The sequence below is a fragment of the uncultured Thioclava sp. genome, assembly GCF_913064665.1.
GTDB lineage: Bacteria > Pseudomonadota > Alphaproteobacteria > Rhodobacterales > Rhodobacteraceae > Thioclava > Thioclava arctica.
This window is the reverse complement of the sequence record NZ_CAJYBT010000021.1, coordinates 1-20,748: the sequence shown is the minus strand read 5'-3', so window position 1 is coordinate 20,748 and position 20,748 is coordinate 1. Positions and strand designations below refer to the sequence as shown.

The window sequence follows — 20,748 nt, the reverse complement described above, 5'->3', positions numbered from 1 at the left end:
GTTTGGGCTTAGTCTTGTCCATATGGGTTAACTATCCCTTCGTTTTCAAGCAGGCGAACTTCGATTTGTTCCATCAACTGCGCATCTTGCTCATGAATATGATCGTAACCAAGCAAATGCAGAATAGCGTGAATGATCAGATGCGTCACATGATTTTCAATGGGTTTGCCCTGATCGGCCGCCTCGCGCTGACAGGTTTCATAGGCAATCGCGACATCGCCCAGCGCGATCTCGCCAAAGACATCGGGTGCGGGGCGGTCGGGCTCGGCCCCGGGCTGATCCGCCCCACGTTCCTGCGCAGGCCAGCTTAGCACGTTGGTCGCCTGAGGCTTGGCGCGAAAATCAGCGTTCAACTCGGCGATACGGGCATCATCACAGGCCAGAATCGACAGCGTGCATATGTCAGGGTCGAGCCCGCGATCGCGCAACACCAAGGGCGCGACATGCGCAACCAAGGCCGGCAGGTCCAGCGCCTCCCAAGCCGGAGCCTCGATTTCGATATCAATGTCCATCCTGCAACCCCGTGATCGCCACCTGCGCCAGTTGCGCCCCTGTCGCGCTATAAACCAGCACATCGCCCTGATCGGTCACCACAACCGTGTAGCCGCGCGCGAATGTCACGGCCTCAGGATGAGCGCCTGCGGGCAGCGTGATCTGGCTTGGAATTTGCGGCAAGGGGCTCGGTGTTTGCAGACGGATGACAAGCAGCGTCACAATCGCTACAAGCCCCAAAATCATCACGCCCGCCAGCACCGTGACCAGCAGCTTGAGAAAGCGCAGATCAGGGGGCAGCGTGGCAGGGACATCATCGTCAGGCAGGTCGGACATGGTAAAAGATATCCTCAACGTCGAGATCGGGCCGGGCATGGGTCCGCGCCTTGATAAGGCACTGGCCGCCGCTGTGCCAGAGGAAGCGGCGCTGTCGCGTTCGCGCCTCGCACGGCTGATCGCAGAGGGCGCGGTGAGCCGTGAGGGCACGCCGGTCACCGATCAGAAGGCCAAGGTCACCGAGGGCGAGATCTACGCCATCGCGCTGGAGCCGCCCAAAGCGGTCGAGACGCTGGCCCAAGATATCCCGCTTGAGGTGCTGTGGGAAGACGCCGATCTGATCGTGGTCAACAAGCCTGCGGGCATGGTCACCCATCCCGCGCCGGGCACGCCCGAGGGCACGCTGGTCAACGCGCTGCTGCACCATTTCGGCGGCAATCTGTCGGGGGTCGGCGGGCAGGCCCGCCCCGGCATCGTGCACCGCATCGACAAGGACACATCTGGGCTGCTGGTGGTCGCCAAATCAGATCGCGCCCATCACGGGCTGGCCGCGCAATTTGAGGCCCACACCGTGCATCGCCACTATCTAGCCGTCTGTCATGGCATCCCCGACGCCGCCGATCCGCGTCTGCGCGGCACGCGGGGCGTCAGCTTTGAACATGGCGGCATTTTGAAAATCGCGACCCAGCTTGCGCGCCACAAGACTGACCGTCAGAAACAGGCGGTCGTGGCCAATGGCGGGCGACATGCGGTGACGCGCACCCATGTGGTTGAGGGCTTTCACGGGGCCGCGGCGCTGATCGATTGCTGGCTGGAGACCGGGCGTACGCATCAAATCCGGGTACATATGTCGTATGCCGGGCACGGTTTGCTGGGCGATCCGACCTATGGCGGCAAGCGCAAGCTCAGCGAAAAAGCCGTGGGCGCACACGGGGCCGAGGCTGCGCGCGCCTTCCCGCGTCAGGCGCTGCATGCCGCGACGTTGGGCTTTATCCATCCGGTGACCGAAGAAGAGCTCTCCTTCGAGGCCCCGCTACCCGCCGATATGCAGGCCCTGATCGAAAGCCTGCGCAGGGGGGCGTGATGATCGAGGCGCTCGGCACGCTCAACCTTGCGGTCGCGCTGCATCTTTTGGCGCAGATCGGGGCGGCGATCCGCGTGCTGGCCCGCCCTGACAAGCCCCCGGCGGTGCGCGCAGGCTGGCTGGTGTTGATCTTCTCCGTGCCTGTGGCGGGGGTGGTTTTATATTTACTGGTGGGCGAGACACGGCTGAATTTTCGCATCGCGCAACGGCAACGCAAGACGCTGGCCGCCCTGCCCCCGCCGCGCGCGCGGCACCGCTTTGATCCCCCGCCCGAGGCGTGGCGCGCAGCCTTCGCGCGTGCCGCCAGCGTGAACGGTTATGCCATCAGCCACGCCTGCGCCCCGCGTCTTCTGGTGCCCGCCCAAGACCAGATCGCCGCCCTTATCGAGGATATCGAGGCGGCGTCCGACTCGGTTCACATCATCAGCTATATCTGGCTGGATGATCCCGTCGGGCGCGCCTTGGCCGAGGCGCTGATTCGGGCCGCCAAGCGCGGGGTCGAGGTCTGCCTGCTGGTCGATGGCCTGGGCGCGCGCACCTTCTTGCGGGCCCCCCATTGGCAAGCGATGCGGGCCGCCGGGGTGCAAACCAGCGTGGCTTTTCCGTTTCATTGGGCGCTGTTCAAACTCGCCACCAGCCGGATTGACCTGCGCAACCACCGCAAACTGGCGGTGATCGACGCGCGCATCGCCTATATCGGCAGTCGCAATATCGCGGCCCCCGAGTTCAAGATCAAAGCCCGCTTTGCCCCTTGGACCGATATCTTGCTGCGCCTTGAGGGGCCAATCGTCGCCCAACATGCCCATATCTTCGCCACCGATTGGATGACCCATACCGGCCGCGCGCTTGAGGCCGAGCCCGACACGCCCGAGACGCAGGTCACACCCTCCCCCACAGCCGCCCTCGGCGCACCCGCGATTTGCTTTGCCAGCGGGCCGATGCTGGATGCGCGCGCGATCCCGGATGTGTTTGACGCAGCCATCGGGGCCGCACGTGACAGCCTGACGCTGACAACCCCCTATTTCGTGCCCGGCGAGGGCTTGGACGCCGCCTTGCGGGCCGCCGCGCGGCGCGGGGTGGTGGTGCGTCTGATTGTGCCGCGCCGCAATGACAGCCGCTTTGTCGCGCTGGCCTCGCGCAGCTATTATCCCGCCCTGATCGCCGCGGGCGTGCAGATTTACGAACACGGACCGGGAATATTGCACGCCAAGACCTTGCTGGCCGATGATCACGCGCTGATCCTTGGTTCGGCCAATCTGGATCGGCGCAGCTATGAGCTGAATTACGAGGCCTGCGTGCTGATGAGCGACCCGGCTCTGGCGCGCGATCTGGCCGCTGCGCAGGACGGCTGGCTTGAGCACTCGGTGCGCATTGATAGTGATAGCCTTGCACAATGGTCGCTTGCGCGCCGACTGGCCAATAACCTTGTGTCGATCCTTGCGCCGGTACTGTAGTATACCTCACAAGGGCGTGATAATCGCATATTAGACGACGGAAGCCGCTTCATCTCCCGTTCATCTAAATATGCGACACCGCGCCGCAGTGCCAAATTGAACCAATATGCTCCGTAATGCGTTGACCTTGAAACGTCCGCTCACGGTCTTCATATTGAGCGGCCGACACAGGGAGACATGGAACAGAGATGACCAGTTACACCAACCTTCCGGCCCCCAGCCCCGAACAGGGGTTGAATCGTTACCTGCAAGAGATCCGGAAATTCCCCCTCCTGGAGCCAGAGCAGGAATATATGTTGGCCAAACGCTGGGCCGATCATCAAGACACCGAAGCGGCCCACCAGATGGTGACCAGCCACCTGCGCTTGGCCGCCAAGATCGCGATGGGCTATCGTGGCTATGGTCTGCCGCAAGCCGAGGTGATTTCTGAGGCCAATGTCGGTCTGATGCAGGCGGTCAAGCGGTTTGACCCTGAAAAGGGGTTCCGCCTTGCGACCTATGCGATGTGGTGGATCCGCGCGGCGATTCAGGAATATATCCTGCGCTCGTGGAGCCTTGTGAAACTGGGCACGACCAGCGCGCAGAAGAAGTTGTTTTTCAACCTGCGCAAGGCGAAATCCAAGATCGGGGCTTATGAAGACGGCGATATGCGCCCCGAAAACGTGGCCCGGATCGCGCATGATCTGAACGTGACCGAAGCCGAGGTGATCTCGATGAACCGGCGAATGTCGGGCGCGGACGCCTCGCTGAATGCGCAGGTCGGGGCGGGCGATGACGGCGGCTCGGCACAATGGCAGGATTGGCTGGAAGATCAGGATGCCGATCAAGCCGAGGCCTATGCCGAAAACGAAGAGCTGGAAACCCGGCGCGCGATGCTGATGGCGTCGATGGATGTTCTCAACGAGCGCGAGAAAGACATCTTGATGCAGCGCCGCCTTCGCGATGATCCCCTCACGCTCGAAGAGCTATCGGGCCAATATGACGTTTCGCGCGAACGTATCCGCCAGATCGAAGTGCGCGCGTTTGAAAAACTGCAAAAGCGCATGACCGAATTGGCGCGCGAAAAGGGCATGAGCGTGCCCGCCTAAAACTCTGTTTCTTGCTGTATCGTAACGAGTATTCACGCCGCTCCCGACCGGGGGCGGTGTTTTTTCGTCGCGCCGCGCCTGTGCCCGCAACGCGGCACAGCTATGTTGCACCCGGCGCTGTTTGCGCTAGCATGACCCGAGCAACGCAAGGGGACCGCTATGGATGTTATGAACTGGGGAATACTTGGGGCGGCAAATTTCGCCCGCCAGCATATGGGCCCCGCAATCCACGCCGCGCGTGGTGCTAGATTGGCGGCCCTTGCCACCTCCAGCGCCGAGAAAGCGCAGAATTTCATCAACTTCGCGCCCGATCTTAAAGTGCATGACAGCTATGACGCGCTGCTGGCGGACCCCGAAATCGAGGCGGTCTATATCCCGCTTCCCAACACGCTGCATGTCGAGTGGACGGCCAAGGCGCTGGCGGCGGGCAAGCATGTGCTGTGCGAAAAGCCGATCGCGATGCAGGCGGATGACATCGACACCCTGATCGCAGCGCGCGATGCGTCGGGCAAATTCGCGACCGAGGCCTATATGATCGTGCATCACCCGCAATGGCAGCTCGCGCGTCAGTGGCTCGACGAGGGCCAGATCGGTGAGTTGCGCCATGCCGATGTGGTGTTCAGCTTCAACAATTCTGACCCCGAAAACATCCGCAACAAGCCCGAAACCGGCGGGGGCTCGATCCCTGATATCGGCGTTTACGCCTATTCATCGGTACGCTACGCCGCGCGCGCCGAGCCGCGCGATCTGCGCGCGATCATCCATCGCGAGAACGCGGTCGACACCTTCACCCAAGTCACCGGCGCGATGGAAAACGCCAAGGGCGCGTTTACCTATTCCGCGATCACCTCGACCCGGCTGCATCCGCGCCAAGAGGTGACGTTTCAAGGCAGCGACGGGCTGATCCGCCTGAACTGCCCGTTCAACCCCAATGTGTTCGACCAAGCCGAGGTGACGCTGATCCGCGCGGGCAAGCCCGATTGCGTGCAGCGCTTTCCCGGCGTGAACCACTATGTCTTGCAGGTCGAGAGTTTCGTGCGCCATATCCGCGAGGGCGCGCCCTACCCCTGGACGCTAGAGGACGCGCGCGGCACGCAGGCGATGATTGATCTGGTGCGCGCAAGCGAGATCTAGGCGCGCGCCGCGGGGGATTACACAGGGCAGGGAACAATTTCGCGCCTCGCCTGTTCAGATCGCATGAACAGCGACACCCCCTCCCCCCGCGCCGAAAAGTCCGCCTCCCGCGAAGCCATCCGTGAACCCGCCGAGGAAAGATCGGTCTTTCACGCCTCGCGGCTTTCGGCCCGGCTGGTCTATGAGGTCATCCGCCGCGATGGCGAAGAAGAGCTCAACCGCCCCACCGTCTCGCTGATCTGGTCGGGGCTGGCGGCGGGGGTGCTCATCAGCCTTTCGGTGCTCGCACAAGCTACCCTGCACGCCCATCTGCCCAACGCCGATTGGGCGATCTTGGTGGAATCTCTGGGCTATTCCGTGGGCTTTCTGGTAATCATTTTCGGCCGCATGCAACTGTTTACCGAAAATACGATCACCACGGTCTTGCCCGTCGTGGCCGATCGCTCGGTGTCATGTCTGCGCAAGATGTTATGGCTCTGGGGGATCGTGCTGCTTGCCAATGTGGTGGGCTGCGCGATTGCCTCGGGTTTTCTCAGCCTGCCAAATGTCTTGAGCCCGCAAATGGGCGACAGCTTGCTAGCCGTGGCGCGCCACGCCACCGAAGGCACGGCGAGCGCGAATTTCTACCGCGCCATCCCCGCCGGGATCATCATCGCCGCCGTGGTCTGGATCATCCCCGCCGCGCAAGGCAATGCGTTTTTCGTGATCCTCGGGATGACGTGGCTGCTATCGGCCTCGGGATCGGCACATGTCATTGCCGGCTCGGTCGAGGCGGGGCTGCTGATCTGGAACGGTGATCTGACGATCTCCGAGGCGCTGGGGCGGTTCTTTTTGCCGGTGCTGGCGGGCAATGTGGCGGGGGGTACGGCCGTGTTCACCCTGCTCACCTGGGGTCAGGTCAAGAACGAGGTCGAAAGCGACTAACCCCTAGCGCAAGATCGGCGGCTTGGTTGGGTCCATGCCGGGGGCCGCGCCGGGGGTGATTTCTTGCACCTCTTCCTCGACCGGCTCGGGGATATACAGCACAAGACCTTGATCAAGTAAGATTTTCGCTGATGCGTCGTTTGGCTCAAGAAAGGTCACATCCAGTTCGCCCGCATCAAGGCCTGAAAAAGTCAGCGCCTCGCCCATCGCCTTGGCAATGCCGGGGCGGAAATGCTCATGCGCGCCGATCACGGCCAGCACATGGCCACGATGCCCATCATCATAGGTCACGCCCCCCAGCACCGCCGCCTGCGCGATACCGGCAAGCTGATCCAGCTTGGCCTGATAGGCGGGCATCAACAGCGCCAGCACCGCAGGCGACAGCGCAGGCGCGCTGAACGAGACCGGGCGGCCCTGCGCCTGCGCGGGCGTGTTGGCCAGCGTCTCGGTCAACCAATCCAGCGCCTCGGGCGGCAGCAGCATCGCAGATTCCGCCACACCCAGATTGACCCCAAGGCCGATCCCCTCGCCCACCAGATGCTGCGCGATCACGCGACCGGGGAGCGCGGCATAGGGCTGAGCGGCATCGGCGAACTCCGCCATGCGCTCTTCGGTGTCAAACACCAGCACGAAATCGCCCTCATCTGCGGCAAAAACCTGTGGTTTGATGTTTTCATCCTCGGGCTCTTCTTCGAGCAACAAGAACAGCTCGGCATCGGCGAGACGGTCATACACAGCCAGACGCTTGGCTTCGTTCTCGGGTTCGGCCTGCATCAGCGCATGGGCGCGGTCATAGGGGGTCATGTCAGCTCCTTCACCTTCGCACGCAACGCCGGGATCAGATCGGTTTCAAACCACGCATTGCGTTTGAGCCATCCCGTATTGCGCCACGACGGATGAGGCAAGGGAAAGACGCGCGGCGCATGATCGCGCCAGCCTGCCACGGTGGCGGTCACATTGCGCGTACCCAGATGCCAGCGTTGCGCGGCGCCCCCCACCAACAGCGTCAGATCGGGCGTGCCCAGCTCGGCCATCACACTGGCCCGCCACGTCTGCGCACAAATCGCAGGCGGCGGCAGGTCCGCGCCCTTTGCGTCATAGCCCGGAAAGCAAAATGCCATCGGCACGATCGCGATGCGCGCGCGGTCGTAAAACGTCGCCTCGTCCAGCCCCATCCAGTCACGCAGCCGATCGCCGGACCGATCAGTAAAGGGCCGCCCCGTTTCATGCACCCGCAGCCCCGGCGCCTGCCCGACAATCAGCACCTTCGCGCCGCGTTCAAACCACACCACCGGGCGCGGCTCATGGTGCGTCTGGCTCGCCCGGAATCGCTGAGCACAGATACGGCAGGCGCGGATCTCATCGTGAATTGTGGCGCTCATCGTCTCTGAACCCGAAACAAACCGTTCTCCATTGCCTTACCTACTCGTAAATAGACATAATGATGCCCAATTCCACGCTTAGGTTACTTTATTAACCAACTCATCTCATGCTGTTTTAGCGCACAGAAAGTGCCGGACCCACAAAGCCATGCTCGAATTCGAAAACGTCTCAAAGTCCTTTTGGACGGGTAAGCAGCGCAAGGTGATCCTTGATCGCGCCAGCTTTCGCGTGGAATTGGGCAATTCGCTTGGCATTTTGGCCCCCAATGGCACGGGCAAGACGACGATCATCAACATGATGGCGGGCTTGGAAAAACCCGATGAGGGCGAGATTCGCAAATCCTGCCGCGTCTCATTTCCACTTGGGTTCATGGGCGGCGTCGTGACCAAGCATACCGCACGCGAAAACGCCCGCTTTATCGCACGCCTTTACGGGCTGGATCCCGACTATGTCGAGGCGTTCTGCCGCTGGCTCACCGGAATCGACGAATATTTCGACATGCCCGTGGGCACCTATAGTTCGGGAATGCGCTCGCGGTTCACGTTTTCGTTGCTTTTGGCACTGGAATTCGACATCTACCTGATCGACGAGGGGATGCCGTCCACCACCGATGTCGAATTCAACCGCAAGGCGGGTTCGATCTTGCGCGAGCGGCTGCGCGACACCACCGTTGTCGTGGTCTCACACCAGCCCGCTACGCTCGAAAAATTCTGCCGCTCGGCGGCCGTTCTGCGCGATGGCCAGCTATATATGTTTGACACTCTGGAAGAAGCGAAGCGGATGTATGACTACCAATCCTAAGGCTCAGAAATACCGCATCCGTCGCGACGCACCCGTGTTGGCCGATGGCAAATCTGCGCCCAAAGCGCCTGCGCCCGCAGCCCCCCCTTCGCCCAAGGCAGCCACCCCGAACACGCCACCCAAAAATGCACAAACCGATGATCCTGCATCGATTTTTGAACCTCAGGATGATGGCTTTGGCGATCAGAAATTCCCAAGCGCCGCTGGCGGGACCGATGTAATCGCTGCGGGCGAATTGACGCTTGAAGAAGAGATCGCGCGCGTGCGCAACGAGGGGCTGACGGGGCGCCAATTGCGTCTGGCGCGCCGGATGGCGCAGAAACACGGCATTCAGGCGACCTCTGATTTTGAGGCGGTGCTGCTGCTGCGGCGGCGCGGGATCGACCCGTTTGATCGCTCCAATATCGTGGCGCTCATCAAGCCCCATGAGGTGGAAGAAGCAACCTCGCGCGCGCTGGCGCGCACCGATGGCGCAGGGGCCGATACGCGCGTGCAACTGCCGCAAACGACCCAACCCGGGCAACTGCCCTCGACCGATGTGAACTCATCCGATCATCGCGCCGCACAAATCTTTAAAATTCAAAGCGATATCTCGAAACGTCGCCGCCGCAAACTGGCCCTTTTGACGGCCCGTCTGATGTTTTTCGTCTTCTTGCCGACGCTCATCGCGGGCTATTACTACTACGTCATGGCCACGCCGATGTATGCGACGAAATCCGCCTTCGTGATTCAGAAGGCCGAAGGTCTGGGCCAATCGGGGCTGGGCAGCCTGTTCTCGGGCACGCAGCTTGCGACCAATCAGGATTCCGTCACCGTGCAATCCTACCTGCAGTCGCGCGATGCGATGCAGCGTCTCGACAAGGATCTCGGCTTTAAGACGGTGTTTGAAAACCCCTCGATTGACCCGCTGCAGCGCCTGCCCAAAGGCTCCAGCGATGAGCAAGCCTACAGGCTGTATGAAAAGATGGTGAAAATCGGCTATGACCCCTCTGAAGGCATCGTCAAGATGGAGGTGGTCGCGCCCAATCCCTCCGAGTCCCAGAAATTCTCGGAAGCCCTTATTTCTTATGCGGAACAGCAGGTTGACCAGCTGACCTCGCGGCTGCGCGGCGATCAGATGAAGGGCGCGCGCGAAAGCTATGAAGATGCCGAAGCCAAGGTCTTTGCCGCGCAAGCCAAGGTGCAAAAACTGCAGGAAAAGGTCGGAATTCTGGATCCGGTCAGTGAAAATTCGATGGTGATGGCGCAGGTATCCAGCTTTGAGACCGAGCTGCAAAGGAAGAACCTTGAGCTGGGGCAATTGCTGGATAACCCGCGCCCGAACCAAGCCCGCGTCGAAGGGGTCAAGGGCGACATCGCGCGTCTGAAAGGCGTCATCGAAAAGCTGCGAAACCAGTTGACGCAAGCCAAGGGATCCGGCGAATCCCTCGCTGCCGTGACGGGCCAGTTGCAAATCGCGCAGGGCGAATTGCAGACCCGCCAGATGCTGCTTTCCGCAGCCGCCCAACAGATGGAAACCGCGCGGATCGAGGCCAATAAACAGGTGCGCTACCTTGAGATGGGCGTGCGCCCCGTGGCCCCCGATGAGGCGACCTACCCGCGCTCATTTTCGAACACAGTGTTGGCTTTCCTGATCTTCTCGGGCATCTATCTGATGCTGTCGCTCACTGCTTCGATCCTGCGCGAACAGGTCTCAAGCTGAGCCGCCCCAAAGCTGCGGAGAAGACCAATGAAAGACGTAAAGATCGGCGGTTTGACCGTCTCCAACGATCGCCCGCTGACGGTGATTGCCGGGCCTTGCCAGTTGGAAAGCCGCGATCATGCACTGATGATCGCACAAGCGATGGCGCGGGCCTGCGACGAGGCGGGCGCGCAATTCATCTTCAAGGCCAGCTATGACAAGGCCAATCGCACCAGCCTGAAAGGTGTGCGCGGTCTTGGCATCGACGAGGGGCTCAAAATTCTCTCGGACGTGCGCGACGAACTTGGCTGCCCGGTTTTGACCGACATCCACGACGCCGAACAAGCCCGGATCGCGGGCGCGGTGGTCGATGTGATCCAGATTCCGGCCTTCCTGTGCCGCCAGACCGATCTGCTGATCGCGGCGGGGGAAACCGGCTGCGTGGTGAATATCAAGAAGGGGCAATTCCTTGCGCCTTGGGACATGCCCAATGTGGCCGCGAAAGTGGCCTCGACCGGCAATGAAAAGATCATGCTGACCGAGCGGGGCACCTCGTTTGGCTATAACACGCTGGTGGCCGATATGCGCGCCCTGCCCGAGATGGCGCGCACGGGCTATCCGGTGATCATGGACGCCACCCATTCGGTGCAACAGCCCGGCGGGCAAGGCGGATCGAGCGGCGGGCAGCGCGAATTCGCCCCGGTGATGGCGCGCGCCGCTGTCAGCCTTGGGATTGCGGGCGTGTTCATCGAGACCCATGAGGCGCCCGACACCGCACCCTCGGACGGTCCCAATATGATCCCGCTCGATCAAATGCCGAAACTGGTCGAGGTGCTGATGCAATTCGACCGTCTGGCCAAGGACGACCCGATCCGGCTGTAAGCCGAGCGGCAGGCCGGGCGAACCGGCCTGCCCTCACAGATCATTGCGCGCGATAGGCGCCCTGACGCTCTAGCATCCAACCGGGATATTCCGCCGGCAGCGCACTGACTGCGTTCAAGGTTTTCAGATCGTCCTCACTCAGCTTCACCTCGCTCGCCGCGATATTGTCGCGCAGCTGATCGACGCGTTTGGCCCCCACGATCACGCTGGTCACCGCGTCTTGATGGAGCAGCCAAGCCAGCGCGATCTGCGCCACCGACACGCCCTTCGCATCGGCAATCGGACGCATCGCCTCGATCACGTCATAGGCGCGATCCTTGTTGATCGGCGGGAAGTCGAAATTGGCGCGCCGCCCATCGCTGCCCTTGCCCTCGCGGTCATATTTGCCCGACAGGTAGCCACCGGCCAGCGGACTCCAGACCATCAAGCCGATCCCGGCATCCTTCAGCATCGGCACGATGTCGCGCTCCAGATCGCGCCCGGCCAGCGTGTAATAAGCCTGCAAAGACAGGATCGGGGCGAGCTGGCGGGCCTGCGCGATCCCGACCGCTTTCACGATCTGCCACGCCGCCCAATTGGACAGCCCGATATAGCGCACATGCCCGTGACGCACGAGCGTATCAAGCGCCTCCAGCGTTTCTTCGATCGGCGTATGGGGGTCAAACCCGTGGATTTGATAGAGGTCGATATGATCAAGCTGGAGCCGCTCAAGGCTGGCCTTGCACTGATCCATAATGTGATAGCGCGAGGCACCGCGCGCATTCACGCCCTCGCCCATCGGCCCCAGAACCTTGGTGGCAATCACGACATCCTCGCGCGCCACACCAAGGTTTTTCAGAGACTGGCCAAGGATGCGTTCGCTCTCTCCGCCTGCATAGACATTGGCGGTGTCGATAAAGTTAATGCCCGCATCCAGCGCGGTTTTCACCAGATCATCGGCCTCTTTCTGGCCCAGTTGCCCGATCTGGCCCCAGATGCCATCGCTGCCCCCGAAGGTCATTGTGCCAAGGCAAAGCTCAGAGACGAACAGCCCGCTTGGGCCAAGACGTTTATAGCGCATGAAACTGTCCTTTTTCTGTGTCAGAGCCCGGCAGGCAAGCGCCGGGTGTGCCCCTTAGATGGGGCGCAACGACGCTTTCGCCAGCGGTTTCCCCGTCAGCCCCTCGCACAATTATTTTATCGCCGACAGACGCGGATGGGGCGCACAAAGGGGGCCTCAGGCCTCCAGTTCGGTGTCCCAATAGAGAAAATCCATCCAGCTTTCGTGCAAATGCCCGGGCGGAAAGCGCCGCCCCGTGCGCTGCATTTCTTCGGGGCTGGGTTGGCGCGCGGGTTTGAGCAATTTCAACCCCGAACGCGCCAGCGGCTTGTTGGCCTTGCGCAGATTGCAGGGCGAGCAAGCAGCGACGACGTTCTCCCAGCTCGTCACCCCCCCGCGCGAGCGCGGAATCACATGATCAAAGGTCAGATCGCCCTTGGCCCCGCAATATTGGCATTTGAATTCGTCGCGCAGGAAAAGATTAAAGCGCGTGAATGCCACGCGCTTCTGGGGTCGAACATAATCTTTGAGAACAACGACGGAGGGGATTTTTATGGCCTGCCGCTGCGAATGCACCACCGTATCATATTCGGCCAATATCGTGACCCGGTCGAGGCAAACCGCCTTGATCGCCTCCTGCCAGGGCCAAAGCGACAGCGGATAATAGGAAAGCGGCCTGAAATCCGCGTTGAGCACAAGCGCGGGATGACGGCGCAATGCTGCCGGATCACGCGTGAATTGCGTTCGAAAATCGGTGCTGTCGCTATGGTCCAGCATGGGTTCAACCGTCCTCGCCCTGTTGCCGCGTTTGGCCCAGGGGCGGGGTCCGCCCCTGCCTTAACATCGACTATATATGGCGTTCGCGATCTGGCAAGCCTCTTGATGTCGCGAATTTCTGCCCTGCGGCATGGATGGCAGAGAAAGGTGACAGGGGTGTGACGCGCCGCGCGGCTTAGCCCGCCAGCTTGTCGCGCAGAAACGCCAGCGCCACTTGCAAGCCATCGGGCGCGATGCCGTGGCCCGTGCCCTCCATGATATGGCCATAGGTTTCAAACCCGGCAGCGACCAGCGCATTGCCCGCCTTGGACATATCTTCAAACGGCACGACCGGATCCTGATCGCCATGCACCAACAAAACGGGCGGCTTCGAGACCGCATCGGCTTCCAGCGCCTCGGGGCGCAACAACCGGCCCGAAAACGCCACCAGCGCAGCCACCGGTTCGGCGCGACGCGGCAGCACTTCAAGCGACAACATCGTGCCTTGCGAGAACCCGATCACGGCAAGGTTCTTCGCGCCAAGCCCATGTTCTTCCAGCAGATCATCGAGAAACGCGTTCACATCTGCGGCCGCCATTTGCAGCCCCTGCGCGGCGGCTTCCTCGGTCGAATTGTCGATCCACGGGATCGGAAACCACTGCCGCCCCATCGGGCTGCCTTTACAGGGCTCGGGCGCGTCGGGGGCCACGAACAACGTGTCGGGCAGGTGCGGCCCCAGCGGATCGGCCAGCCCCAACAGGTCCGCGCCATCCGCGCCATAGCCGTGCAACAGCACAATGATGGATTTTACATTGCCCGATTGCGGCGCCTTGCGGCCGGCTTGCAGTTTGCGTGTCATGGCGCCACTCCTTCGCGTTTTTTGCACGCTGCGTAATAGGCCCAAAGCCCGCGCGCCGCAACCGCGCGCCACGGCGACCAAGCGGCAGACAAAGCGTTGAATTCCTTGCGCTTGGGGCGTTCTGCCAGATCGAAAAGCAAGCGAGCCGCTTCCGCCAGCGCGAGATCGTCGACCGCGAAGACATCAGCCCGGCCCAGCGCGAACATCAGATACATCTCGACCGTCCAGCGCCCGATGCCCGGGATCGGCAAAAGCTGCGCGATCACCTCTTCATCGGGCAGGCTGCGCAGGGCGTCGAAATCCACGCCCGAGCCCGCCAGCGCCTGCAAATAGCGCACCTTTTGACGTGACAGACCACAGGCGCGCAAAGCGTCTTCCGTGCCGCCTGCAATCGCATCCGGCGCGCCAAAGCCCGCCTCGATCACCCGGCTCTTAATGGCATTGGCCGCCGCGACAGAGACCTGCTGGCCGATAATCGCATCGCGCAGCGCGGCGAACCCGTCCTCGCGTCGGCGCAGCGGCCAAGGCCCGGTCTGCGCGCAGACCTGCGCAAAGCGCGGCTCGGTGGCGCAGAGCCACGCTGTGCCCTCCGCGATATCGTCGTCACAGGTGATGATACGTCCAACCATTTCCGCACCCTGCCCGATCACGGCCCCGCTTGCCAGCCCCCCGCTTGCTCATCCTCTCACGCCGCGCTAGCAAGCGGATATGAGCGATATCACCTCTCCCCCCGCCTCGCGCCAAAAGCGCAACACGATCGTGCTGGTTCTGGCGCAGGCGCTTTTGGGCGCGCAGATGCCGATGATCTTTACGATCGGCGGGCTGGCGGGGCAGATGCTGGCCTCGAATCCCTGTTTCGCGACGCTGCCGCTGTCGCTGATCGTGCTGGGCTCGGTGCTGAGCGCGCAGCCGATGTCGGAATTCATGGCCGCTTATGGGCGGCGCGCGGGGTTCATTCTGGCCAATGCGGCGGGGGCTGCGGGCGCGGCGGTGGCGGCCTATGCGCTATATATTGGGTCGTTCCCGGTCTTCATGATGGGGTCGTTCCTGACGGGTATCTATATGTCGGCGCAGGGGTTTTACCGCTTTGCCGCGACCGATACCGCAACGCCGGAATTCCAGCCCAAGGCGATCTCCTACGTCATGGCGGGCGGTCTGGTGGCCGCGATCATCGGCCCGCAACTGGTCAAGGCCACCAGTCAGGCGATGCTGGTGCCGTTCATGGCGACCTATCTGGTGATCATTGCGATCAACGCGCTGGGGCCATTTCTATTCGCCTTCCTCGACATTCCCGCCCCCGGTCGTCGCAAGAAACACGAACATCACGAGGGCCGCACGCGGCGCGAATTGCTGCGCGATCCGGTGATCGTGGTGGCGATGATTTGCGCCATGGTGTCGTATGCGCTGATGAATCTGGTGATGACCTCGACGCCTTTGGCCGTGGTGGGCTGCGGCTTTGAACAGGGAGACGCGGCCAATATCGTGTCCGCCCATGTGCTGGCAATGTATCTGCCGAGCTTCTTCACCGGTTTCCTGATCTCGCGCTTTGGCAAAGAGGTGATCGTCGGCGTCGGGCTGGTGATTCTGGCGTGCTCGGGGGCGGTGGCGTTGACTGGGGTGGAGCTGGACAAGTTCTATCTGGCGCTGATGCTGCTGGGAGTGGGCTGGAATTTCGGCTTCATCGGATCAACCGCGATGCTGGCCTCGGCGCATACTCCGTCTGAGCGCGGTCATGTCCAAGGGATGAATGATTTCGTGGTCTTTGGCGGGGTGTTTCTGGCCTCGCTATCCTCGGGCGGGCTGATGAATTGTTCGGGGGCGGGCAATACGCAAGCGGGCTGGCAGGCGGTGAACCTAGCGATGCTACCCTTCCTGACGCTGGCGGGGGCGGCGCTGATCTGGCTGGTGATGCGGCCGAAAGAAACGCGCTAGAGGGGGCGCTGCCCCTCTGGCCTGCGGCCATTCACCCCGGGATATTTCAGGAATTTGGAAATTCAGTCGCGGATCACGAGATCGGCGGGGCGGCCCTCGCGGGTGATTACGCGGCCATTGGGCAGATCGTTTTCCTCAACCCGGCGAGTGATTTCAGCCGCATCCAGATTTTGCGCACGCCAGCGCTGGACAAGGCGGTCGCGTAATTCGGCCTCGGGGGTGTCGATGCGGATCGAGAGATCAAACAGCGGGTAGAGATCGCGCCAGCCGGGTTGGGTAAGCAGCAGGTAATTGCCCTCGACCAGCACGATGCGCGCAGTTGCGGGCACGGTCGCGCCGCCCTCGACAACGCCGTCGATATCGCGATCAAAGATCGGCACAGGGCAATCGGTTTGCGCCGTCTTCATGCGGGCAAGCAGGGTTGCGAAGCCTTCGATGTCAAAGGTTTGCGGTGCGCCTTTGACGGCGCGCAGGCCCTGGGCATCCAGCCAGTCATTGTCGCGGTGAAACCCGTCCATTGCGACAATCGCCGCCTCGGGGCCAAGTGCGGCCGCCAATTCCTGCGCGAGATGGGATTTGCCAGAACCGGGGGCGCCGACCAGCGCGATCAACAGACGATCCCCCTCCAATTGGCGGATATGGGCGGCCAGATCGGCGCGAGGCACGCAAAGCTCGGGATGCATGAACGCCCCGTGATCGCCCATTGGCCCGTCGCTATCGCCCAGCCAGTCGATCATCTGCTTTCCCTTAGCTCATCGCGGCGATGTAGCGGCCCAGCGCGGTAGCCGGATCGTCTTCGCGCCAGATTTCCTCGCCCAGCGCGAACCAATCGGTGACGGGGGTGAATTGCGCGATCAGCTCTTCACTCAGCGCCCCTTCGGCCACCACAGGCACTTCGATCACTTCGGACCACCAGGCGAACAGGTCGAATTCGGCGCGCTCGGCGGTGCCCAGTGCGGTTTCCCCGATCGGGCCAAAGCAGACGTAATCGGCCCCCGCCTCGCCTGCGTTCAGCCCCTCATGGCGCGAGGCGCTGCAATAGCTGCCCACGATGGCCTCTTCGCCCAAGGTCTTGCGCGCATAGCGGATCTGGCGCGCGCCATCGAGCAGATGCACCCCATCCAGACCGTGGCGTTGCGCCAGTTGCACATGGCTTTCGATCACCAGCGCCACGTCGCGCGCATGGGCCACCTCGCGCAGCGCATCGGCGGCGCGCCCGATCTCAAGCTCATCTTTGAGCGCGATCGACAGGCGGATGCAGGCGACCTCATGGGCGTCGAGCACCGAGGCGAGTTTGGGGGCGAACTCCGCCGCATCAAACGCGGGCGGGGTGATCAGGTAAATCTGCGGACGATCTTCGGCCATGGCGTGGCTCCTTTAACGGCTTGCACGCCTCATAACGCAAGCGCCGCGCCCTTGCCAGAGGCCACGCGCGCCCCTATTGAGCCGCCAGACAAGGAGAGACCATGCCCGATCTGCCCGATCCCAGCCCTGCCGAGCCCACCCAACCCGTTTTTGTCCTCGTGCGCCCGCAGATGGGCGAGAATATCGGGGCGGCAGCGCGCGCGATGCTGAACTTTTCGCTGTCGCGGATGCGGCTGGTGGAACCGCGCGATGGCTGGCCCAACCCCAAAGCGGTGGCGATGGCCTCGGGCGCGGCGGGACAGGTGCTGGATTTCGCGGGCGTATTTGACGATGTGGCCGGAGCCGTAGCCGATTGCGATTTCGTCTTTGCCACCACCGCCCGCGGGCGTGAACTGGCCAAGCCGATCTACACCCCCGAGGCTGCGATGCTTGAGGCGCGCCAGCGTATTCTGGCGGGCCAAAAGATCGCCATTCTGTTCGGCCCCGAGCGCACGGGGCTGGAAAATGACGACATCACGCGGGCCAATGCGATCATCACAGTGCCGGTGAACCCGGAATTCTTCTCGCTCAATCTGGCGCAGGCCGTGCTGCTGAGCGCCTATGAATATTCGCGCCACAGCTTGCAGGCCACGCCGCGCGATCCGGGGCTGGCCGCCCACATCCCCGCCACCGCGCAGGATGTCGAGAAACTGGGCGATCATTTCGAGAGCCGCCTTGAAGAGGTCGGGTTTTTCCATCCGCCCGAGAAAGTCCCGATGATGAAGCGCAACCTGCGCAACATGTGGACGCGCTTTGCGATGACGCGCTCGGAGGTGCAGATGCTGCACGGTGCGCTGCGACAAATTTTCCGCGCCCGCGACTAGGGCTTTGCCAAGCGCGCGCCTTGGCCCATCATACGCGCCATGTGGCGAGTGATGCGCGTATCCTTACTGGCGATTGTTGCGGGCGCCGCGCTGGGTGCAGCCGCGCTGATGTGGTTTTATCCGGTGCTGGCGGCGGGGATTTGTCCGCGTTGCTTTGGATTGCAACGCTTAGCGCCCGATCTGTATGTCGAGGCGAGCATGCCCGCAGCCGATCGCAGCACCTTGAATGCGCTGACAAAATCCGCGCGCGCGCAGGTCGCCACCTTTTATCCCGACCGCCGCGCCCATAGCCTTATGCTGGCGTGCGTCACCAGTGCCTGCAATCGCCGCCTTGGCGGGCGCGGGGCTGCGGCGGTGACCTATTCGCTGGGGCCTTTGGCGATTGTGCGACTTGCCCCGCGTGGGCTGAGCAAGACGATCCTCGCGCATGAATTGACCCATACCGAGACCCATGCCCGTCTGGGCGCACTTGGCCAGATCCGGGGCCAGATGCCAGCCTGGTTCGATGAGGGGCTGTCGGTGCTGGTGTCTGACGATCCGCGCTATCTCAACCCCGGGCGCGCCGGGATGGAGCGCTGCAAGGCGTTGCCCCAGCCCGACCTGCCCGCCTCGCCTTTTAAGTGGGCACCGCGCGCGGGGCGCGACAACGGGCTTTACGCGCAGGCCGCCTGCGCGGTGCTGATTTGGGCCGCGCATAAGGGTGGGACGGACGCCATCAAGCTGCGTTTGGAGACAGGCGCGCGCTTTCCGTGATGCTTTGGGCTTGACCTCGGGCCGCGCGCGCAGAAAAAGAACCCATGGCTAGTGCATCATTGAATATCGACCTCGACGCTTTGGTTGCGAATTGGACTGCGCTTGATGCGCGCTCTGGCGCAGGCACACGCACCGCCGCCGTGGTCAAGGCCGACAGCTACGGGCTGGGGGCCGCGCGTGTGGCGCAGACGCTTTACGCTGCGGGCGCGCGCACATTCTTTGTCGCAGTCGCCGAAGAAGGCGCCAAAATTCGTCCCTACCTTGCGCCGGATGCGCAGATATTTGTGCTTTCCGGCCATATGGCGGGAGATTTTGAAACCCTGCGCGATGCCAATCTGACGCCCGTGCTCAACTCGCTTGACCAAATCACCCGCCAGTTTGAGACCCTGCCCGATGCGCCCTTTGGCGTGCAACTGGACACGGGCATGAACCGGCTTGGTCTTGAGGCAGAGGATTGGGCGCAAGCTGCCCCGGCGCTGCTGGCCAAAGACCCTGCCCTGATCATGAGCCATCTGGCCTGCGCCGATGAGCCCGACCATGCGATGAATGCGCAACAACTGGCTGAATTTCACCGCATGAGCGATGGCACGGGCGTGGCGCGTTCGCTCTCGGCCACCGGGGGCATCCTGCTGGGGCCGGATTATCATTTTGACCTCACGCGGCCCGGCATCGGTCTTTACGGCGGGCGTCCGTTCGAGGCCGCACTGCCGGTCGCCACGTTGTCACTGCCCGTGATCCAGACCCGCGAGGTCCAGCCGGGCGAGACCGTGGGCTATGGCAACCTCTGGCAGGCCGAGCGTGTGACGCGTATTGCGACGGTCGCGGCGGGCTATGCCGATGGGATTCACCGCGTCTTGTCCAATATCTCCGACCTCTGGGCGGGCGATTCACCCTGCCCGGTGCGCGGGCGGGTCTCGATGGATCTGATCACCGCCGATGTCACCGATCTCGACGAGGTTCCCGACACGCTCGATTTGATTTGCGCCGCGCAGGGAATCGACGCGCTGGCAGATATCGCGGGCACGATTGGCTATGAAATCCTGACCGCGCTGGGGCCGCGCTACACGCGCTTTTATACCGAGCGCGGCACATGAGCAGCGCAAGCCTGACCACCCCGCTAGCCGCGCTGGGACGCGCCACTTTAGGATTGATGGCCGCAGCAGGACGTCTGGCGATGTTCGCCGGATCAGCGATCAGCCACCTGTTCCGTCCGCCCTTCTACATCGCGGAGTTCTGGCGCGCGTGCCTCAATATCGGCTGGCTGTCACTGCCCGTGGTCGGGCTGACCGCGCTATTCACCGGGGCCGCGCTGGCGCTGCAAATCTACGCAGGCAGCGCCCGGTTCTCGGCGGAACAGGTCGTGCCCTCGATCACCGCGATCGGCATGGTGCGCGAGCTGGGGCCGGTGCTGGGCGGGCTGATGGTGGCGGCGCGCGTCACCAGCTCGATCGCGGCTGAAATCGGCACGATGAAAGTCACCGAACAGATCGATGCGCTCACCACGCTGTCGACCCATCCGATGAAATATCTCACCGTGCCGCGGATGCTGGCCGCGACGCTGTGCGTGCCGGTTCTGGTGGGCGTGGGCGATGTGATCGGGATCATGGGTGGCTGGATGCTGGGCACCTCGCGGTTGGGGTTTAATTCGACCACCTATCTCAAGAATACTTGGGATTTCCTGGAGTTTTGGGATGTCGGCTCGGGGCTGGTCAAGGGCGCCGCCTTTGGCTTTATCGTCGCGATCATGGGCTGCTATTACGGGATGCATTCGCAGCGCGGCGCGCAAGGCGTTGGGCGGGCCACGAAATCCGCCGTGGTCGCGGCCTCGGTCGCGATCCTGACCGTAAATTACCTTCTCACCGAAGCGTTCTTCTCCGCATGATCGAGCTCTCCGCCCTCACCAAATCCTTCGGCTCCAAGCAGGTGCTGCGCGGCGTCGATCTGGTCGTGCCTTCGGGGCAATCCACCGTCATCATCGGCGG

23 protein-coding genes and 1 pseudogene are annotated in these 20,748 nt (G+C 62.6%); 14 read left to right on the top strand and 10 right to left on the bottom strand.

Annotated features, from left to right (window positions below; genetic code table 11):
• Nucleotides 1-8 precede the first annotated feature (8 nt).
• Together ybeY and QZ571_RS10550 are read right to left on the bottom strand one after the other, a co-directional pair.
• On the bottom strand, nt 9-512 hold the full coding sequence (ybeY, locus tag QZ571_RS10555) for an rRNA maturation RNase YbeY (RefSeq protein WP_295534232.1): 504 nt from the start codon (nt 510-512) through the stop codon (nt 9-11).
• Complete coding sequence (locus QZ571_RS10550; RefSeq protein ID WP_295534229.1) at nt 502-828, bottom strand: DUF6476 family protein; 327 nt, start codon at nt 826-828, stop codon at nt 502-504. The genes ybeY and QZ571_RS10550 overlap by 11 nt, the downstream gene beginning before the upstream one ends.
• Between QZ571_RS10550 and QZ571_RS10545 the strand changes: the two genes are divergently transcribed.
• The 5 genes from QZ571_RS10545 to QZ571_RS10525 all read left to right on the top strand — a co-directional run bounded on the left by QZ571_RS10545 (nt 827) and on the right by QZ571_RS10525 (nt 6,452).
• Nucleotides 827-1,852 (top strand): RluA family pseudouridine synthase, encoded by a 1,026-nt coding sequence (locus QZ571_RS10545; protein WP_295534226.1) that lies wholly within the window; start codon nt 827-829, stop codon nt 1,850-1,852. The genes QZ571_RS10550 and QZ571_RS10545 overlap by 2 nt on opposite strands.
• Complete coding sequence (gene cls / locus QZ571_RS10540) at nt 1,852-3,306, top strand: cardiolipin synthase (protein WP_295534223.1); 1,455 nt, start codon at nt 1,852-1,854, stop codon at nt 3,304-3,306. Before QZ571_RS10545 ends, cls begins: the two co-directional genes overlap by 1 nt.
• A gap of 188 nt (nt 3,307-3,494) precedes the next feature.
• Nucleotides 3,495-4,394, top strand: coding sequence for an RNA polymerase sigma factor RpoH (gene rpoH / locus QZ571_RS10535; protein WP_295534220.1), 900 nt, complete (start codon nt 3,495-3,497; stop codon nt 4,392-4,394).
• 159 nt (nt 4,395-4,553) lie between these two features.
• Complete coding sequence (locus tag QZ571_RS10530; RefSeq protein WP_295534217.1) at nt 4,554-5,528, top strand: Gfo/Idh/MocA family oxidoreductase; 975 nt, start codon at nt 4,554-4,556, stop codon at nt 5,526-5,528.
• Between the two features lie 63 nt (nt 5,529-5,591).
• Nucleotides 5,592-6,452 carry a formate/nitrite transporter family protein gene (locus QZ571_RS10525; protein WP_295534214.1) on the top strand — a complete coding sequence of 287 codons (861 nt, stop codon included), beginning with the start codon at nt 5,592-5,594 and terminating at the stop codon, nt 6,450-6,452.
• 3 nt (nt 6,453-6,455) lie between these two features.
• On the opposite strand, the gene QZ571_RS10520 is transcribed toward QZ571_RS10525, so the two are convergent.
• Entirely contained in the window at nt 6,456-7,256 is an 801-nt protein-coding gene (locus QZ571_RS10520) for an SseB family protein (RefSeq protein WP_295534211.1), read from the bottom strand.
• Nucleotides 7,253-7,834 (bottom strand): uracil-DNA glycosylase family protein, encoded by a 582-nt coding sequence (locus tag QZ571_RS10515; protein WP_295534209.1) that lies wholly within the window; start codon nt 7,832-7,834, stop codon nt 7,253-7,255. Before QZ571_RS10515 ends, QZ571_RS10520 begins: the two co-directional genes overlap by 4 nt.
• Nucleotides 7,835-7,982: 148 nt before the next feature.
• Here QZ571_RS10515 and QZ571_RS10510 point away from each other — a divergent pair, with 148 nt between their 5' ends.
• The 3 genes from QZ571_RS10510 to kdsA are packed head-to-tail and all read left to right on the top strand — an operon-like array spanning nt 7,983 to nt 11,199.
• The gene (locus tag QZ571_RS10510; protein WP_295534207.1) at nt 7,983-8,636 is read left to right on the top strand and encodes an ATP-binding cassette domain-containing protein; all 654 of its coding nucleotides are present in this window, start codon (nt 7,983-7,985) and stop codon (nt 8,634-8,636) included.
• On the top strand, nt 8,620-10,338 hold the full coding sequence (locus tag QZ571_RS10505) for a capsule biosynthesis protein (RefSeq protein ID WP_295534205.1): 1,719 nt from the start codon (nt 8,620-8,622) through the stop codon (nt 10,336-10,338). Before QZ571_RS10510 ends, QZ571_RS10505 begins: the two co-directional genes overlap by 17 nt.
• Before the next feature lie 27 nt (nt 10,339-10,365).
• A complete protein-coding gene (gene kdsA / locus QZ571_RS10500; protein WP_295534203.1) occupies nt 10,366-11,199 on the top strand; it encodes a 3-deoxy-8-phosphooctulonate synthase in 834 nt (277 codons plus the stop codon).
• A gap of 40 nt (nt 11,200-11,239) precedes the next feature.
• Here the strand turns inward: kdsA and QZ571_RS10495 are convergent, their stop codons facing one another.
• The 4 genes from QZ571_RS10495 to QZ571_RS10480 form a co-directional block, all read right to left on the bottom strand.
• Nucleotides 11,240-12,259, bottom strand: coding sequence for an aldo/keto reductase (locus QZ571_RS10495; RefSeq protein ID WP_295534201.1), 1,020 nt, complete (start codon nt 12,257-12,259; stop codon nt 11,240-11,242).
• 156 nt (nt 12,260-12,415) lie between these two features.
• Nucleotides 12,416-13,015, bottom strand: a complete 600-nt coding sequence (locus QZ571_RS10490; RefSeq protein WP_295534199.1) for an HNH endonuclease — start codon at nt 13,013-13,015, stop codon at nt 12,416-12,418.
• A gap of 175 nt (nt 13,016-13,190) precedes the next feature.
• Nucleotides 13,191-13,853, bottom strand: a complete 663-nt coding sequence (locus tag QZ571_RS10485; RefSeq protein WP_295534197.1) for an alpha/beta fold hydrolase — start codon at nt 13,851-13,853, stop codon at nt 13,191-13,193.
• Entirely contained in the window at nt 13,850-14,482 is a 633-nt protein-coding gene (locus tag QZ571_RS10480) for a DNA-3-methyladenine glycosylase 2 family protein (protein ID WP_295534195.1), read from the bottom strand. The genes QZ571_RS10485 and QZ571_RS10480 overlap by 4 nt, the downstream gene beginning before the upstream one ends.
• Nucleotides 14,483-14,561: 79 nt before the next feature.
• Between QZ571_RS10480 and QZ571_RS10475 the strand changes: the two genes are divergently transcribed.
• Nucleotides 14,562-15,785 (top strand): MFS transporter, encoded by a 1,224-nt coding sequence (locus tag QZ571_RS10475; protein ID WP_295534193.1) that lies wholly within the window; start codon nt 14,562-14,564, stop codon nt 15,783-15,785.
• A gap of 62 nt (nt 15,786-15,847) precedes the next feature.
• Here the strand turns inward: QZ571_RS10475 and QZ571_RS10470 are convergent, their stop codons facing one another.
• Both QZ571_RS10470 and QZ571_RS10465 read right to left on the bottom strand, forming a co-directional pair.
• Nucleotides 15,848-16,522: an AAA family ATPase gene (locus QZ571_RS10470; protein ID WP_295534191.1), complete on the bottom strand. Its 675-nt coding sequence runs from the start codon at nt 16,520-16,522 to the stop codon at nt 15,848-15,850.
• Between the two features lie 10 nt (nt 16,523-16,532).
• The gene (locus QZ571_RS10465) at nt 16,533-17,150 is read right to left on the bottom strand and encodes a thiamine phosphate synthase (protein ID WP_295534189.1); all 618 of its coding nucleotides are present in this window, start codon (nt 17,148-17,150) and stop codon (nt 16,533-16,535) included.
• A 101-nt stretch (nt 17,151-17,251) separates the two neighbouring features.
• On the opposite strand from QZ571_RS10465, the gene QZ571_RS10460 reads away from it, so the two are divergent.
• The 5 genes and pseudogenes from QZ571_RS10460 to QZ571_RS10440 all read left to right on the top strand — a co-directional run.
• The gene (locus tag QZ571_RS10460) at nt 17,252-18,013 is read left to right on the top strand and encodes an RNA methyltransferase (RefSeq protein WP_295534187.1); all 762 of its coding nucleotides are present in this window, start codon (nt 17,252-17,254) and stop codon (nt 18,011-18,013) included.
• A gap of 51 nt (nt 18,014-18,064) precedes the next feature.
• Nucleotides 18,065-18,766, top strand: a complete 702-nt coding sequence (locus QZ571_RS10455; protein ID WP_295534185.1) for a hypothetical protein — start codon at nt 18,065-18,067, stop codon at nt 18,764-18,766.
• Nucleotides 18,767-18,810: 44 nt separating this feature from the next.
• Complete coding sequence (gene alr / locus QZ571_RS10450; protein ID WP_295534183.1) at nt 18,811-19,860, top strand: alanine racemase; 1,050 nt, start codon at nt 18,811-18,813, stop codon at nt 19,858-19,860.
• Complete coding sequence (locus tag QZ571_RS10445) at nt 19,857-20,648, top strand: ABC transporter permease (protein ID WP_295534181.1); 792 nt, start codon at nt 19,857-19,859, stop codon at nt 20,646-20,648. The genes alr and QZ571_RS10445 overlap by 4 nt, the downstream gene beginning before the upstream one ends.
• Nucleotides 20,645-20,748, top strand: a pseudogene (locus tag QZ571_RS10440) (ABC transporter ATP-binding protein); the annotation flags it as partial. The gene QZ571_RS10445 and the pseudogene QZ571_RS10440, both read left to right, overlap by 4 nt.